Genomic DNA, 13,721 nt, shown 5'->3' with positions numbered 1-13,721 from the left:
GGCGAAACAGGGGGTAAGCCTGTCCGGTGTGCCCGGCCAGGGGAAGGCCCGAACGGTAAAAGGAGGTTAAGACCCTTACCGTTTCGAACAGTTGGCATTCACCGAATGCCCGGACGCCCGAACGCCTGACGTCCGACGGCCCCGCTCACCGACCGGGCTGCCGCCGCCCGCGCACCCGCCACCCACGCACCCGCCGCCACGACTCCCGCACCACGGCGGCCGGGTCGAAGGCTCCCGGCCGGTCCCGGGTGATCGGGTAGCAGGCGAGCCCGATCAGTGCCGCGCTGAGGTGGCCGATGCTGGTGTAGTCCCGGCTCTGGTGAACGCCGTAGACGTACACGGCGAGCACTCCCCCCACGTAGAGGTACCGCCAGGGCCGCACGATCAGGTAGCTGAGCACCCCGACCACCCCGGCGAGCGCGTAGCTCACGCCGTAGTCGAGCGTGTAGACGGCCTTCGGCGCCGCCAGGCCGCGGTGGATCGCCCAGCCGAGCACCCCCTCGCTGAGGTAGGTCGCCCCGACGTGTGCCAGCACCGCCACCGACAGCCAGCGCAGCGTGCCCAGCCAGCGCTCGGCGGGCACGTGGAAGAGGTTGTACAGCGCGAAGTAGCTCAGCCAGCCGCCGCCCGCGATCCACAGCGCGCTGGTCAGCAGCACCCGAACGGGTGAGACCTGGAGGTGGTGCAGGTTGGTCGAACGCCGCTGCAGGATCCGGTCGGCGGTCACCGGGTCGACGTGCCGGATCACCTGGGTGGTGACCAGCAGGATCGCCAGCCAGACGTAGGTGCCGGGGGCGCGCCGGACGTAGCGCCACGCCGCCCGGGCCGCGCGCGCCCACCAGGGCCCCGGGTGCGCCTGCGGCACGCCGGTGGTGCTGCCGGTCATCGGCGCCTCCTCGACGGTCCGATCCTCCTCGACGGCCCCCACCTCACCCTGGCCCGCCCGGGCCGCCGCCCGCCGCCGCGACGGCCCGTTCGGGTGACCCGCCCGGCGGCGTCCGTACCCGGCCTCCCGCCCGCGAAACCGTCGACGGGCGGGCGCGGCCGACTGCCGTAGGCTGGCTCTCCGGCCGCCCACGGGCCGCCGGGCACCGGAGACCGGACACCGCACGCAAAGGGCGCCAGGCACGATGAGGGACCGCCTCGGAACGACGCAGCCGACCGACACCGCCGCCTCCCGGACGCCTGATTCCAGAACGGCCGCCGACGGAACGGCGGCCGGCGACGGAACGGCGGCCGGCCGGAGGGCCACCGGCGGCCGGGCCGCGCTCGCGGCGAGCGCCCGCACCGCCGCGCTCCGGCTGCGTCTCACCTCCGTCTACGTCGTCCTGCTGACGATCACCGCCACCTGGCTCGCCACCCAGGGCCACGCCGGCCGGGCCCGGTTCGTCCGGCACAACAGCAGCAACGTCCACCACATGGAAGTGGGCAAGTGGTGGACGATGTTCACCAGCGGCCTGGTGGTCGACGGCGTCCCGGCCTGGGCCGGCATCGCCGCCGTCGCGATCGCCCTGGGCCTGGCCGAGTGGCGCTGGGGCCCGGCCCGCGCGGGCGCGGTGTTCGTCTTCGGGCACCTGGGCGCCACCCTGCTCACCGAGGGTGCCATGTGGGTGATGCTGACCGCCCGGATCCCGGGGGCGCTCTCCCGCGCGCGGGACGTCGGGATCAGCTACGGGCTGGTCGCCACCATCGGCTGCCTGCTCGCCCTGGGCCCGCGCGCGCTGCGCCGGTACGGCCTGCCGCTCCTCGCCCTGGTACTGGCCGGCTCCTGGGCGGCGGACCAGCAGCTGGCCGACGCCGGCCACCTGGTGGCCCTCACCCTCGGCGTCGTCGCCGCCCGCACCGCCTGGCTGCGCAGCCGCGCCTCCTCCCGGAGCCCGGCCCCCGGCGGCGGGCCCCGCGGTGAACCGCAGTGAACCGCAGTGCAGTGAACCTCGGTGAACCGCGCCAGGGCCAGTGATCGTCCTTCCCAGTGGGCCGGGTACGATGCAGAACCGATCAACCGGCTGGCTACCAGCTTCTGGTGACCGTTGATCAGGCCAAACGGAGGGGACCCGATGCCCGAGTTCGACAACGCCACGAACCCTGCGGACGTGACCGACCCGGCGGGCTTCGCGGATCCGGCCGACTCCGCGGATCCGGCGGGCTTCGGGCATCCGGCGGACTTCGTGGACCCGGTGATGCTCCAGACCCACCGGCCCCACCCGGCCCGGATCTACGACTACTGGCTGGGCGGCAAGGACAACTTCCCGCCGGACCGGGCCGCCGCCGAGCACGCGATAGCCGCCGCGCCCGACATCCCGCAGGCCGCCCGGGAGAACCGCGCCTTCCTGCGCCGCGCCGTCCGGCTCTGCGTCGAGGCCGGGGTCCGCCAGTTCATCGACATCGGCTCCGGCCTGCCCGCCCAGGGCAATGTGCACGAGGTCGCGCAGGAGCTGGCCCCGGAGTCCCGGGTGGTCTACATCGACAACGACCCGATCGTGCTCGCCCACGGCCGGGCGCTGCTCGCCAGCAACCACTCCACCACCGTGCTCACCGGCGATCTGCGCGACCTCGACGAGCTGCTCGACCGGCCCGAGCTGCGCGAGCTGATCGACCTCTCCCGTCCGGTCGCCGTCCTGCTGATGGCCGTCCTGCACTTCATCGACGACGACCAGGCCGCCGCGGCCGTCAAGGCCGTCCACGACCGCCTCGCCCCGGGGAGCTTCCTGCTGCTCTCGCACAGCACCGCCGAGGGCAACCCGCAGCGCGCCGCCGAGGTCGTGAAGACCTGGGACGACACCGATTCGCGCATCCGGCTCCGGGGCCGGGCCGAGGTAGAGGGCTTCCTCACCGGCTGGGAGCCGCTGGAACCGGGTGTGGACTTCGTCCCGCTCTGGCGCCCGGACGGACCGACCGCGGGCTCCACCCGCTGGATGTACGCGGGCGTGGGCCGCAAGCCCTGACCCCCTCCTCCCCGGACCAGCGCAGGGCCGGACTCCCCCGGGAGTCCGGCCCTGCGCCTTCCCCGCCCTCTCCCCCGCCGCCGCGCGGGGGCCCGATCCCGCAAACACCCCTCTGGCCAACGGAGTTGAGGTCGGCCCCGGCCCCCGGGAGCGGCTCGCCGGAGCTGCCACCCCGACCGACGCGGCCGTATGCTCTTGCGGTACTCTGCAAATCTATGCCAGAGTGCGGGCATCGGATCAATCAGGCCGAATCCCCTCACACGTCGCTAAATCAGGAGCCCGCACCGCGGGTGGGTCAAGGGTGCATGCATGTCGAAGGTCTTGAGCAAGCTGCCGGTCGGTGAACGGATCGGCATCGCATTCTCGGGTGGGTTGGACACCTCCGTCGCGGTCGCGTGGATGCGCGAGCACGGTGCCGTCCCCTACGCCTACACGGCCGACATCGGCCAGTACGACGAGCCGAACCTCGCCGACGTCCCGGCCCGTGGCCGTGCCTACGGCGCCGAGCAGGCCCGCCTGATCGACTGCCGGGCCCCGCTGGTCGAGGAGGGCCTGGCCGCCCTGGCCTGCGGCGCCTTCCACATCCGCTCCGCCGGGCAGACCTACTTCAACACCACCCCGCTCGGCCGCGCCGTGACCGGCACCCTGCTGGTCCGGGCCATGCAGGAGGACGACGTCTCGATCTGGGGCGACGGTTCGACCTACAAGGGCAACGACATCGAGCGGTTCTACCGCTACGGCCTGCTCGCCAACCCCAACCTGCGGATCTACAAGCCGTGGCTGGACCAGGACTTCGTCACCCAGCTCGGCGGCCGCAAGGAGATGTCCGAGTGGCTCGCCGAGCGCGACCTGCCGTACCGGGACTCCGCCGAGAAGGCCTACTCCACGGACGCCAACATCTGGGGCGCCACCCACGAGGCCAAGCGGCTGGAGTTCCTGGACGCCTCGCTGGAGATCGTCGCCCCGATCATGGGCGTCGCCTTCTGGGACCCGGCCGTCGAAATCGAGACCGAGGACGTCACGGTCGACTTCGAGTTCGGCCGGCCGGTCCGGATCAACGGCCGTGAGTTCGGCTCCGCCGTCGACCTGGTGCACGAGGCCAACCGGATCGGCGGACGGCACGGTCTGGGCATGTCGGACCAGATCGAGAACCGGATCATCGAGGCCAAGAGCCGCGGCATCTACGAGGCCCCGGGCATGGCACTGCTGCACATCGCCTACGAGCGGCTGCTGAACGCGATCCACAACGAGGACACCCTCGCCACCTACCACACCCAGGGCCGGCGCCTCGGCCGCCTGATGTACGAGGGCCGCTGGTTCGACCCGCAGGCGCTGATGCTGCGCGACAGCCTGCAGAAGTGGGTCGGCCAGGCCGTCACCGGCAGCGTCACGCTGCGGCTGCGGCGCGGCCAGGACTACTCGGTGATCGACACCCAGGGCCCGAACTTCAGCTACCACCCGGAGAAGCTGTCGATGGAGCGCAGCGTCGACGCCGCCTTCGTCCCGGACGACCGGATCGGCCAGCTGACCATGCGCAACCTGGACATCGCCGACTCCCGCAGCAAGCTGGAGCAGTACGCGGGCCACGGCCAGCTGGCGCCGTGGACCGGCCTGATCGGCGAGCTCACCCCGGGCGGCGCGGCGCCGATCGCGGCGGGCACCGGCGACGAGGCGGAGTCCACCGCGCTGGACCACGCGGCGATCGAGTCCGGCACCGACTGACATCTACGGGGCCCGACCGACGGGGACCCGACCGACGGGGACCCGACCGGCTACGGGCCGGAACGGCCGGGGGCCGTCGCACCACACCGGTGCGGCGGCCCCCGGCCGTTCCCGCACGCCCGACCGTTCCCGCGTCTTGTGCCGCAGCGCACCCCCGGCCGTTCCCGCGCGCTCGGCCGCACCGCACCCCTCAGCGGATCCGCGTCGCCCCCCGCCCGCGCACCGGGTGGGCGCCCAGCGGCCCGGCCGCCGCCCCGACTCCCGCCCCCGCTCCCGCCCCGGGCCCAGTCGGCGGCGCCGCCACGGTGTCCCGCAGCGTCAGCAGGATCTCCCCGTCGTACCGCTCCGCCAGCAGCCGGGTGAGCTCGGCGGCGCAGCCCGGCCGCACCGCCGGGGCGAGTTCGGGCAGCCGCCCCGGGTCGCTGAGGTCCTCGGCCTCGGCGGCCCAGCGCGCCGCGTCGCCCCGTTCGCCCTCGGCGGCGTAGTGGACGGCCAGGCAGTGGACGGCCAGCTGGTCGCCGTACTGGGCGGCGATCCGCCACCAGAAGACCCCGTCCGCCGTGCGGCCCATGCCGTAGAGCAGGCAGCCGAGGGTGCGGAAGGCGGCCTTCTCGGCGAGTTCGAGGTCCAGGGCCAGTTCGCCGGGCTCGACCGCGCCCGCCACCCCCGCGCACAGGTGGCGCAGGTCCCGCCGCAGTTCGGCCCGCCCGCCGGACCGGAGGTGGTCCCCGGCGGCCCCGGCGTGCGGCGGCCGGGCGACGGCGGGGGGCCGGGCGGGGCGCTCGCGGCCGGTCGGGGCGGCCCGGCGGGCGGCGGCCAGCCGTTCGGCCAGCCGACGGGTGAAGGCCACCGGGTCGTGGTCGCGGAACTCCTCGTCCAGCTCGGCGGCGTGCGCGCGCAGCAGCTCGGTGACCCTCATGTCGCCTGCCCGTCGTCCGGGTGTTCCAGCAGGTACTCCAGGTGGCGCCGCCCGAGGCTGTAGTAGGTGCGGGCGGTGGTGTGGGCGATGCCGAGCGCCCGGCCGATGTCGGGGTAGGAGGTGCCCGCCTGGCGCAGCCGGACCACGTCGGCCTGGACGGGCGCGGCGCGCGCGAGGGCGTCCATCGCCCAGTCCAGGGCGTCCAGTTCGGCGAGCTCCTCCAGCTCGTCCTGGCTGGTGTCGGGGCGGCGCTGGGCGATCACCCGGAGCCGCTTGCGCTCGGCCCGGCCGCGTTCGCGCAGGACGTCGACCACCGCGTCCTTGACGATCTTGAAGGCGAAGGCCTGCGGGTCCGCGCTGGCCAGGGCCCGGCGCCAGTTCCGGTAGAGCGTGGTGCCGGCGTTCTGCACGGCGTCCTGGGCGTCCTCGCGGTGGCGCAGGCGCTGCCGGGCGTAGCGGAGGTAGCCGGTGTTCTCGCGGGTGAAGAACGCCTCGAAGTCGTTCGGCAGGTCGTCGAGCGGGTCCGCCCGAAGGCCCCGCTCCTCCCCCGGCCCGGGAGTGTTCACACGCGCCCCCTTCTCCTGGGTCAGCTGGCCGGCCCACCGGTTGGCACGCCGACGGCCCGTTTCGGGGCTCGTGGTGTAACCGTCCGGGAGGGGCGGGTTGTCGACCGGATCGGGCGGACATTTGGGAACAATTCTGTTCACTTTCGAACCAGGCCGCTGACCTGCCCGTTCGTGGGTGCGAACGGGCGCCCGACCACCCCGGAGTGACCCAGATCACACTCGTTCGGATGGCGGCTTGACAAGCCCCGACGACTACCCCCGACGACCGCCCACCCGGCGACCGCCCTACGGCGCCGGCTGCACGTCCGCCGAGTCCAGCGCGACGGTCACCCGCTCCAGCAGCACCCGCAGCGCGGCCAGGTCCTCGACCGGCAGCCCGGTGGCCGTGAGCAGCCGGCGCGGCACCTGCCCGGCCCGCTCGCGCAGCGCCGCCCCCTCGGCGGTGAGGCTGACGGTCACCGACCGCTCGTCCTCCGGGCTGCGCTCGCGGCGCACCAGTCCGGCTGCCTCCAGGCGCTTGAGCAGCGGGGAGAGGGTGCCGGAGTCGAGCCGCAGGCGCTCGCCGATCCGCTTGACGGGCAGCTCGCCGTCCTCCCAGAGCACCAGCATGACCAGGTACTGCGGGTAGGTGAGCCCGAGGTCCCGGAGCAGGACCCGGTAGACGCCGCCGAAGGCGCGGGAGGCGGCGTTGAGCGAGAAGCAGATCTGCTGGTCGAGGCGGAGCAGTTCCTCGTCCGCCATGCCGGGGAGCGTGGTCATGACCCCATGGTACCGATCGCCGTCGCGCCATCTAGTTGTGCACAACTGAATTGCGTGCTCTACTTATGGAGCAGTCGGCAGCCGGACCTCCACGGAGGACCGGACGGCCGCCGGAACAGGACGACTCCGCCCGCCCCCGCGCACCGCGACGCACCGCGGACCGCGCACCACGAAGGGACCCACCATGGACGCGCTCTACACCGCCGCCGCCACCGCCAACGGCCGCGAGGGCCGCGCCGTCAGCTCGGACGGCCAGCTGGACCTCGCCCTGGCGATGCCGCCCGCACTCGGCGGCAGCGGCCAGGGCACCAACCCCGAGCAGCTGTTCGCCGCCGGTTACGCCGCCTGCTTCGCCAGCGCCCTCGGCCTGGTCGGCCGGCAGGCCCGGGTGGACACCAGCGAGGTCTCGGTGACCGCCGAGGTGTCCATCGGCAAGGACGGCGCGGGCTTCGGCCTGGCCGTCGTGCTGCGCGTCGAGCTGCCCGAGGCGCTCGCGGGCGAGGGCGGCGAGCTGCTGGTCAAGCAGGCGCACGAGGTCTGCCCGTACTCCCGCGCCACCCGGGGCACCATCCCGGTCGAGCTGGTCGTCGAGTAACACCGCCGGGCAACACCCGCCCCGGGGCGGACCCCGGACAGGCAACGGGCAGGCTCCGGGCGGGGCCCAACGATCCGCCCGGAGCCTGCCCACCCCCGCTCGGCGACGAGGCCCGCCGCACCTCACGTGCGGCGGGCCTCAGCCGCTCCCCCCGCCCCCTGCCCCCGGAAACCCCCGGTCCAGTGCCCCGACCTCGCACCCGGTCAGCTGCTGGGAGGCCCGACCGGGCCGTTCGTGCCACCCGGCCCACCGGGGCCACCCGGCGAACGCAGCGTCTCCCATCGGTGCCGGTACTCCTCCGCGTCGATCTCGCCCCGCGCGAAGCGCTCCGCGAGCACCTGCTCCGGGGTCGGGCCGTGCCCCCAGCCGTGCGGTCCACCGGGACCGGCACCCGTGACCCCCGCGCCGCCCGGTCCGTGCGGGACGGGCTGCCGCGAGCGCGAGACGTAGCGGAACAGGGCGACGGCCAGGAGCACCAGCACCGCCAGGACGAGCAGCGAGACGATCGCCATCAGGGCGATGCCCCAGCCGCCCGGACCGTGGCCGGGCCCGTAGCCGTGCCAATGCCAGTGCCTCATCAGGTCCTCCTCCTCCGACCCTGCGGGCCCGCCGAGGTGATCGACGCCGTGACCACCGGGGCGTCGTACGGCCTGAACTGCCGCGCTGCCCGGGGTGACCAGCGCCTTACCACCATCGTGCGCCCGCGACGGGTCAAAGCGTCGTGAAGAAAGCCTGAGAAAACGTTCCTGCGGAACCGGCCCCGCGCACCGGGGTAGCGTTTCCGTCCATGAACCACCATCCGCCCGACGACCGCCGCTCCCCCGAGCAACTGGTCGCGGCCGGGCTGCTCCGCCGCACCACCGACGGGCATCCCCACCCGGCGCTCAACCACTCGCCGATCTCCTACGTCGCCACCGCGCTCTGGACCGAGCTCGCCGCCCTGGCGATCGCCCCCACCGCGGCCGAGGCCACCGCCGCCGCCCTGCTCCGCGCGCTCGCCGACCGGGCCGTGGACGCCGCCCTGGCCCCCGGCAACGAACGCGCCCCGCGTGACGACCTCTACGTCACCGACCCGGCACACATCGGCACCCACCGCCGGGCGGTCTGGTTCCACCGCTTCGGACCGGGCGGCCCGATCACCGCCACCTTCGCGCCGTAACGGCGGCGCGGCGGACGCCCCAGGCACACGGGACGGCGCGAGCGCCCCCGACAGCGCGAGCACTCCCGACGGCCCGGGCCCGCCGGGCCGCTCAGCGTTCCACCGTCAGGCTCTCGCAGACCCAGCTCAGCCGGTTCGGCCCGTCGAACGGCGGCCGGGCGTGGTACGTCCCGTCCGACACCGACATGTTGACGATCAGGTAGGCGTGCCAGCCGGCCCCGACCCCGTGCAGGTCCGCGTAGACCAGCTCCTCCTCGACGTACCAGTCCACCGAGTTCGCGCCGAGCACCACCCGCAGGCCGATGCTCGCCCCCGGGCCGACCCCGACGCCGCCACCGTGCCAGTAACGGAAGCCGCCGCGCACGTGGTTGGAGATCTCCAGCAGGTCCGGGTTGTCCGGGTGGTACTCGAAGAGGTCGACCTCGTTGCCACCGTCCCGCCAGGTCCAGATCGCCGGCCAGGCGCCCAACTGGACGGGCAGCGTCACCTGCGCCGACAGGACGTCCCCGGTGCGGACCTGGAAGCCCTCCGGACTGCCCTCGGTGGTCAGCAGGTTGCACGTCCACAGCCCGCCGGTGCGCCGCCGCACGGCGGTGAACTGCCCACCCGGGCAGTAGTCGTGACTCAGGTAGTCGAGCTTGTGGTCGCTCCGGTTGGTCGGCCCCATCCGGGGGTATGCGCTGCTGCGCCCGGCGACCCACTGCCCGGTCGAAGTGAAGTCCGCGTCGAACACGACCGCCACGGCCGCCTCCCGAGTGCTCCGTCGCCCCGGCAGTCCGAACCGCCGGGCACACAGAGTGAGTTACCCGATACCCTCCGCAGTATGCGAAGCAAATCGTCCGGCTTCTGACCGGGCCGCCGCGGCCGAGCGGGCCCCGCCGATCAGCCGACCGACGCAGTGGCGCCCCCGGCCCGGAGCCGGTCGGTCACCGAGACCACCCCGTCCACCGAGCGGCAGAGGTTCAGCACGATCGGCACCAGGTGCGCCTCGGGCACGCTGCCGCTGAGCACCACCCGCCCCTGGTCGACCTCCACCCCGATCTCCGCCGGGCTCACCCCGTCGATCCGCCCGAGCACCTCCTCGACGATCTCCCGCCGGATCACCCGGTCCTCGCGCAGGAACACCCGCAGCAGGTCGCCGCGGCTCACCATGCCGACGACCCGCCCCTCCTCGTCCAGCACCGGCAGCCGCTTGAGCCCGTGCCGGCTCATCTGCCGGGCCGCCGCGACCACGCTGGTGCCGGGCGTGGTGCAGACGGGCTGCGCCGTCATCAGCTCCGCCGCCGTGACCTCGCCGCCCGGCCCGGCCTTCGCCCACTCGGGCGCGGGCAGCAGGCTGCCCGGGTCCTCCTGCGCCGCCAGCGTGCGCAGCAGATCCGCCTCCGACACCACACCCAGCGGCCGACCGTCCGGGTCCACCACCGGCACCCCGGTGATGTCGTACTCGGTCAGCAGCGCGACGATCTCCCGGAAGCCGGTCTCGGGCGCGATCCGGACCACGGGGCTGGTCATCACAGATTCGACGGTGGCATGCCGCACGCCGGTTCACCTCGTCCAACGATGCTGGTCCGATCGGGCGCGGATCGTCCCGGCCGGTACCGGCAGCATGGCCCCCGGCCGGGCGGAGCGCCAGGGGCCAAGGGGCCGAACGGGTGGGACCAAGGGCCCTGACCTGCGAACACACCTCCGACACGGGAGACTGCCCGGCCACCGCACCCGGGGCCGGCACACCCGGGGCTCCCCGCCCAGAGCCTCTGTGCCCCCGGAGGCCGCCGCGCCCGCCCGGGCCGACGACCCGACGCGTCCGACGGCGCGCGGCAGCCCGCCGCACACCCCGAACGGCGCAACCATCACATGATCGACTCGTTGGACCGTCCACCACGACAGCGATCGGCACCGGGAGGGCCCGTTGGCAGCACGGACGGTGGGCGCGGAACCGGCGCCCCGGGGCGTCCCGGCGCGACCGGTGGCGGAGGCCGAGGCCGCGCTGGTGCACCACTACCGCAGGCTGGTCCGGCTCGCCTACCTGGCCCTGCCCGCCGACCGGGACCGGCACAGCCGGGTGCTCGCCGCGCACGCGGCCGTCCAGCGCGCCCTGCCGTTCCGCTGGACCCGCCGCACCGCCCCTGCCCCTGCCTCCACCCCTCCCCCGACTCCCGCCTCCACCGATCCGGCCGGCAGCGCGCCGACGACCACCGGCACCGACCCCGGCACCGACCCCGACCCGGTCTACGCAGCGCTGCGCCTACGGGTGCTGCGCACCGCCCTGCGCCCGCGCCCGGCCGCGCGGCTGCTGGCACCCCGGGTCTGGGGCCTGCGGCTGTTCACCCCGCACGGCGGCGAGCGGGACGCGGCACTGGACCACGCGCTCGCCGCCCTGGACGCCCCGGCCCGGGCCGCCTTCGCCCTGCACGTGGTCGAGGGGCTGGACGGCCCGGAGGCGCTGGAGGTGCTGCGCGCCGCCGGAGTGGAGCGGCCCACCGAGGCACTCGCGGCGGCCGCCGAGGTCCCGGCCGGACCCGAGGACGAGCCGCTCGCCTTCGACCCGTGCGCCGTCCGGGTCCAGCCCACCGACCTGCTGCGCCGCCGCCGTACGCTCACCGCCGCGCTGGCGGTCGGGGTGCTCGGGCTGACCACGACGGCCGCGGTGCTGGGCGGCGGCTCCGCCCCGGCGAGCAGTGCCCCGCGGTCGGCCCTGCGGCCCCCGGGCGCCGTCACCGACCCGGCCCGGCTGGTCCGGGTCGGCCCGGACGCCTGGCAGCACACCGCGCGGATCGACTTCACCGCCTGGCCCGCCCGCGGCGACCGGCGCGCGGACACGGCCCTGCTCGGCCGGGCCCTGGCCGCCTGGGCCCAGCCGGGCCCGCAGACCCGGGCCGAGCCGGGTACGGACACCGCACCGCCCGACACCCCGCCGCAGCTGCTGTACGCCGGGACGGTCGACGGCACCGGCGTGGCCGTGCTGTACGACGGCCGCCGGATCGCCCGCTGGACCGACGGGCACGACGGCGGGCTCGACCTGGCACGGGCCGACGACTCCGACGTGACCACGGCGGGCGCGGTGGTGCTGAGCCGCCGGGGCACCGCCCTGCGCTACCTGCTGGCGCCCTGGGTGGACACCGCCGAGACCCGCCGGATCGACCAGCCCGACACCGCCGCCCGCCCGCTGGACCACCCCGACGGGGTCACCCCGGCCGCACCGGGCGGCGGGCTCGCGGACTGCCGGGGTGCCACCGTGCTCCAGCTGCGCTCCTCCTCGGTGATCGCCGAGAAGCACGCCTTCCTGCTGGCCGACCTCGGCGGCCTCGTCCCGGCCCACCTCACCTACACCCCGCCGCCGGACCGCACCCAGCCCGCCCGCTCGCCGCGCGAGTCCACCGGCCAGGACGCCCTGGTGGCCTGGGCACGGGCCGGCTGCGCCGTGCCGGACGGCACCCCGGGCGTCAAGCAGCTCAACCTGTGGGCCTTCGCGGTGCAGCCGCTGCCGCAGAACGCCGGCGCGGCCGCCTGGTACTGCCTGCGCGCCGACCGCTGGACGGGCGAGGGCAGCGCCGCCACCGCCGTGCTGCTGCCGACCGCCCGGGGCCCGCAGCGCACCGGCGGCGGGCCGGGCCGCGGGTGCAGCCGGTTCGAGCAGGACACCGTCGCCTGGGCGTGGTGGCACTCCCCGCAGGGCGCGGACTACCTGCTCGCGGCGGGCAGCCGGCGGGTCACCCGGCTGACCGTCAAGGGCCCGGACTGGTCGGCCGACCGGCCGGCCCCGGACCACACCCTCGCGGTCGAACGGCCCGCCCGCGGCACCGTCCAGGTCGAGGCACTGCTCGACAACGGCAACCGGATCACCCCGCCGCACTGAACCGCCCCGCCAACAGCGCCCCGTAGTCAGGCAGTTCGACGCTCGACACCTGCTTGCCCAGCTCCAGCATCCGGTTCAGCACCCACCGCCGGTTGAGCAGCCCGTTGCGCAGCCGCAGTCCGGCCGCGGTGCGCGGCGCCAGGAACGGGCCGGTCCGGTCCCCACCCTTCTGGCAGCCCCGGGCGTAGTCGCGCAGCAGCCCCTCGTACCGGGCGAAGGCGGCCCGGTGGTCGCCGCGGGCCAGCGCCAGCTCGCCCGCCAGGACGTACGCGGCCACCACCGCCGTGCCGGTGCCCATCCCGCCGATGGTGGCCCCGCAGGCGGCGTCGCCGAGCAGGGCGATCCGGCCGGTGGACCAGGCGGGGACGTCGGCGCGGCTGATCGAGTCGAAGTACGGCTCGGGCGCCTCGTCCAGGCTCCGCAGCAGTTCCGGGACCTTCCAGCCGAGGCCGGCGAAGGCGGTGCGGACCAGGTCCTTCTGCTGTCGGGTGTCGTGGCGGTCGTAGCGCAGTTCGGGCGAGGCGAACAGGCAGAAGGCGCCCGCCCGGTCCGGGTCGCGCGGGTCAGCGCCGACGGACATCAGCCGGCCGGGGACGTTCAGGGCCGTCCCACCGGCCGGCAGCGCGCCACCGGCGGGCAGCTGCCAGGTCGCCGCGTAGTAGCCGAGGTGACGGACGAACCGCTGCTCGGGCCCGAAGGCGAGCCGCCGGACGGTGGAGTGCAGCCCGTCGGCACCGATCACCAGGTCGAACTCGCGCGGCGCGGCCCGCCGGAAGGCGACCTGCACCCCGGCCGCCGTCTGCTCCAAGGCCTCGACGGAGTCACCGAAGACGTACTCGGCGCGGGCTCCGCTGTGCCGGTGCAGCACCTGGGCCAGTTCTCCGCGCGGGATCTCCAGCTCGCCGCCCGCGAACTCGGCGGGCAGGTGCAGGAGTCGGCGCCCGTCCTGGTCGACGAAGGTGATCGGGCTGCCGCCGGTGTCCAGGGCGCGCAGTTCCTCCAGCACGCCCATGCGCTCCAGCACGCCGAGGTGGGTGTGCCCGCGGAAGTCGACGTTCTGCCCGCCGCCGCGCAGCGCCGGGGCGAGTTCGACCACGGTGACGTCGAAGCCGTACCGGCCCAGCCAGTGGGCCAGGGCGGGGCCGGCGATGCTCGCGCCCGAGATCAGCACGCTGGTGCGCGCGGAAGCACTCACGGGAA

At 75.0% G+C, this 13,721-nt stretch carries 14 protein-coding genes; 6 read left to right on the top strand and 8 right to left on the bottom strand.

All coding sequences use genetic code 11. The features are described from left to right. Window positions 1–145: 145 nt before the first annotated feature. Window positions 146–886, bottom strand: coding sequence for a rhomboid-like protein (locus tag ACFY2K_RS15450; RefSeq protein ID WP_387711737.1), 741 nt, complete (start codon window positions 884–886; stop codon window positions 146–148). A 244-nt stretch (window positions 887–1,130) separates the two neighbouring features. Here ACFY2K_RS15450 and ACFY2K_RS15445 point away from each other — a divergent pair, with 244 nt between their 5' ends. From ACFY2K_RS15445 to argG, 3 genes are all read left to right on the top strand, one after another. Next, window positions 1,131–1,916 (top strand): rhomboid-like protein, encoded by a 786-nt coding sequence (locus ACFY2K_RS15445; protein WP_387711735.1) that lies wholly within the window; start codon window positions 1,131–1,133, stop codon window positions 1,914–1,916. Window positions 1,917–2,057: 141 nt separating this feature from the next. After that, on the top strand, window positions 2,058–2,945 hold the full coding sequence (locus ACFY2K_RS15440; protein WP_380532687.1) for an SAM-dependent methyltransferase: 888 nt from the start codon (window positions 2,058–2,060) through the stop codon (window positions 2,943–2,945). Between the two features lie 309 nt (window positions 2,946–3,254). Beyond that, entirely contained in the window at window positions 3,255–4,667 is a 1,413-nt protein-coding gene (gene argG, locus ACFY2K_RS15435) for an argininosuccinate synthase (protein ID WP_380532690.1), read from the top strand. 190 nt (window positions 4,668–4,857) lie between these two features. Here the strand turns inward: argG and ACFY2K_RS15430 are convergent, their stop codons facing one another. The 3 genes from ACFY2K_RS15430 to ACFY2K_RS15420 form a co-directional block, all read right to left on the bottom strand. Continuing rightward, entirely contained in the window at window positions 4,858–5,586 is a 729-nt protein-coding gene (locus tag ACFY2K_RS15430; protein ID WP_387711732.1) for a hypothetical protein, read from the bottom strand. After that, entirely contained in the window at window positions 5,583–6,152 is a 570-nt protein-coding gene (locus ACFY2K_RS15425; protein WP_375887037.1) for an RNA polymerase sigma factor, read from the bottom strand. Before ACFY2K_RS15425 ends, ACFY2K_RS15430 begins: the two co-directional genes overlap by 4 nt. Window positions 6,153–6,437: 285 nt before the next feature. After that, a complete protein-coding gene (locus ACFY2K_RS15420) occupies window positions 6,438–6,911 on the bottom strand; it encodes a MarR family winged helix-turn-helix transcriptional regulator (protein WP_375887035.1) in 474 nt (157 codons plus the stop codon). Between the two features lie 184 nt (window positions 6,912–7,095). Between ACFY2K_RS15420 and ACFY2K_RS15415 the strand changes: the two genes are divergently transcribed. After that, on the top strand, window positions 7,096–7,506 hold the full coding sequence (locus tag ACFY2K_RS15415) for an organic hydroperoxide resistance protein (protein ID WP_387711730.1): 411 nt from the start codon (window positions 7,096–7,098) through the stop codon (window positions 7,504–7,506). Between the two features lie 203 nt (window positions 7,507–7,709). Here the strand turns inward: ACFY2K_RS15415 and ACFY2K_RS15410 are convergent, their stop codons facing one another. After that, the gene (locus ACFY2K_RS15410; RefSeq protein ID WP_375887031.1) at window positions 7,710–8,084 is read right to left on the bottom strand and encodes a hypothetical protein; all 375 of its coding nucleotides are present in this window, start codon (window positions 8,082–8,084) and stop codon (window positions 7,710–7,712) included. 209 nt (window positions 8,085–8,293) lie between these two features. Here ACFY2K_RS15410 and ACFY2K_RS15405 point away from each other — a divergent pair, with 209 nt between their 5' ends. Beyond that, window positions 8,294–8,665, top strand: a complete 372-nt coding sequence (locus ACFY2K_RS15405; RefSeq protein WP_380528552.1) for a hypothetical protein — start codon at window positions 8,294–8,296, stop codon at window positions 8,663–8,665. Window positions 8,666–8,756: 91 nt separating this feature from the next. Here the strand turns inward: ACFY2K_RS15405 and ACFY2K_RS15400 are convergent, their stop codons facing one another. Together ACFY2K_RS15400 and ACFY2K_RS15395 are read right to left on the bottom strand one after the other, a co-directional pair. Continuing rightward, window positions 8,757–9,407: a beta-glucanase gene (locus ACFY2K_RS15400; protein WP_375887027.1), complete on the bottom strand. Its 651-nt coding sequence runs from the start codon at window positions 9,405–9,407 to the stop codon at window positions 8,757–8,759. Between the two features lie 140 nt (window positions 9,408–9,547). Continuing rightward, a complete protein-coding gene (locus ACFY2K_RS15395; RefSeq protein WP_380592091.1) occupies window positions 9,548–10,177 on the bottom strand; it encodes a CBS domain-containing protein in 630 nt (209 codons plus the stop codon). Window positions 10,178–10,574: 397 nt separating this feature from the next. Between ACFY2K_RS15395 and ACFY2K_RS15390 the strand changes: the two genes are divergently transcribed. After that, the gene (locus ACFY2K_RS15390; RefSeq protein WP_387711728.1) at window positions 10,575–12,521 is read left to right on the top strand and encodes a hypothetical protein; all 1,947 of its coding nucleotides are present in this window, start codon (window positions 10,575–10,577) and stop codon (window positions 12,519–12,521) included. Here ACFY2K_RS15390 and ACFY2K_RS15385 read toward each other — a convergent pair. Beyond that, complete coding sequence (locus tag ACFY2K_RS15385; protein WP_387711727.1) at window positions 12,505–13,716, bottom strand: FAD-dependent monooxygenase; 1,212 nt, start codon at window positions 13,714–13,716, stop codon at window positions 12,505–12,507. The genes ACFY2K_RS15390 and ACFY2K_RS15385 overlap by 17 nt on opposite strands. Between the last annotated feature and the right edge of the window lie 5 nt (window positions 13,717–13,721).

This window comes from Kitasatospora sp. NPDC001309, from assembly GCF_042896295.1.
GTDB lineage: Bacteria > Actinomycetota > Actinomycetes > Streptomycetales > Streptomycetaceae > Kitasatospora.
This window is presented reverse-complemented; position numbering and strand designations above follow the sequence as displayed.

What these genes read in the sequence shown, in the direction of transcription:
- ACFY2K_RS15450 (WP_387711737.1), bottom strand. Translation starts at nt 886, where the DNA reads ATGACCGGCAGCACCACCGGCGTGCCGCAGGCGCACCCGGGGCCCTGG.
- ACFY2K_RS15445 (WP_387711735.1), top strand. Translation starts at nt 1,131, where the DNA reads ATGAGGGACCGCCTCGGAACGACGCAGCCGACCGACACCGCCGCCTCC.
- ACFY2K_RS15440 (WP_380532687.1), top strand. Translation starts at nt 2,058, where the DNA reads ATGCCCGAGTTCGACAACGCCACGAACCCTGCGGACGTGACCGACCCG.
- argG (WP_380532690.1), top strand. Translation starts at nt 3,255, where the DNA reads ATGTCGAAGGTCTTGAGCAAGCTGCCGGTCGGTGAACGGATCGGCATC.
- ACFY2K_RS15430 (WP_387711732.1), bottom strand. Translation starts at nt 5,586, where the DNA reads ATGAGGGTCACCGAGCTGCTGCGCGCGCACGCCGCCGAGCTGGACGAG.
- ACFY2K_RS15420 (WP_375887035.1), bottom strand. Translation starts at nt 6,911, where the DNA reads ATGACCACGCTCCCCGGCATGGCGGACGAGGAACTGCTCCGCCTCGAC.
- ACFY2K_RS15415 (WP_387711730.1), top strand. Translation starts at nt 7,096, where the DNA reads ATGGACGCGCTCTACACCGCCGCCGCCACCGCCAACGGCCGCGAGGGC.
- ACFY2K_RS15410 (WP_375887031.1), bottom strand. Translation starts at nt 8,084, where the DNA reads ATGAGGCACTGGCATTGGCACGGCTACGGGCCCGGCCACGGTCCGGGC.
- ACFY2K_RS15405 (WP_380528552.1), top strand. Translation starts at nt 8,294, where the DNA reads ATGAACCACCATCCGCCCGACGACCGCCGCTCCCCCGAGCAACTGGTC.
- ACFY2K_RS15395 (WP_380592091.1), bottom strand. Translation starts at nt 10,177, where the DNA reads ATGACCAGCCCCGTGGTCCGGATCGCGCCCGAGACCGGCTTCCGGGAG.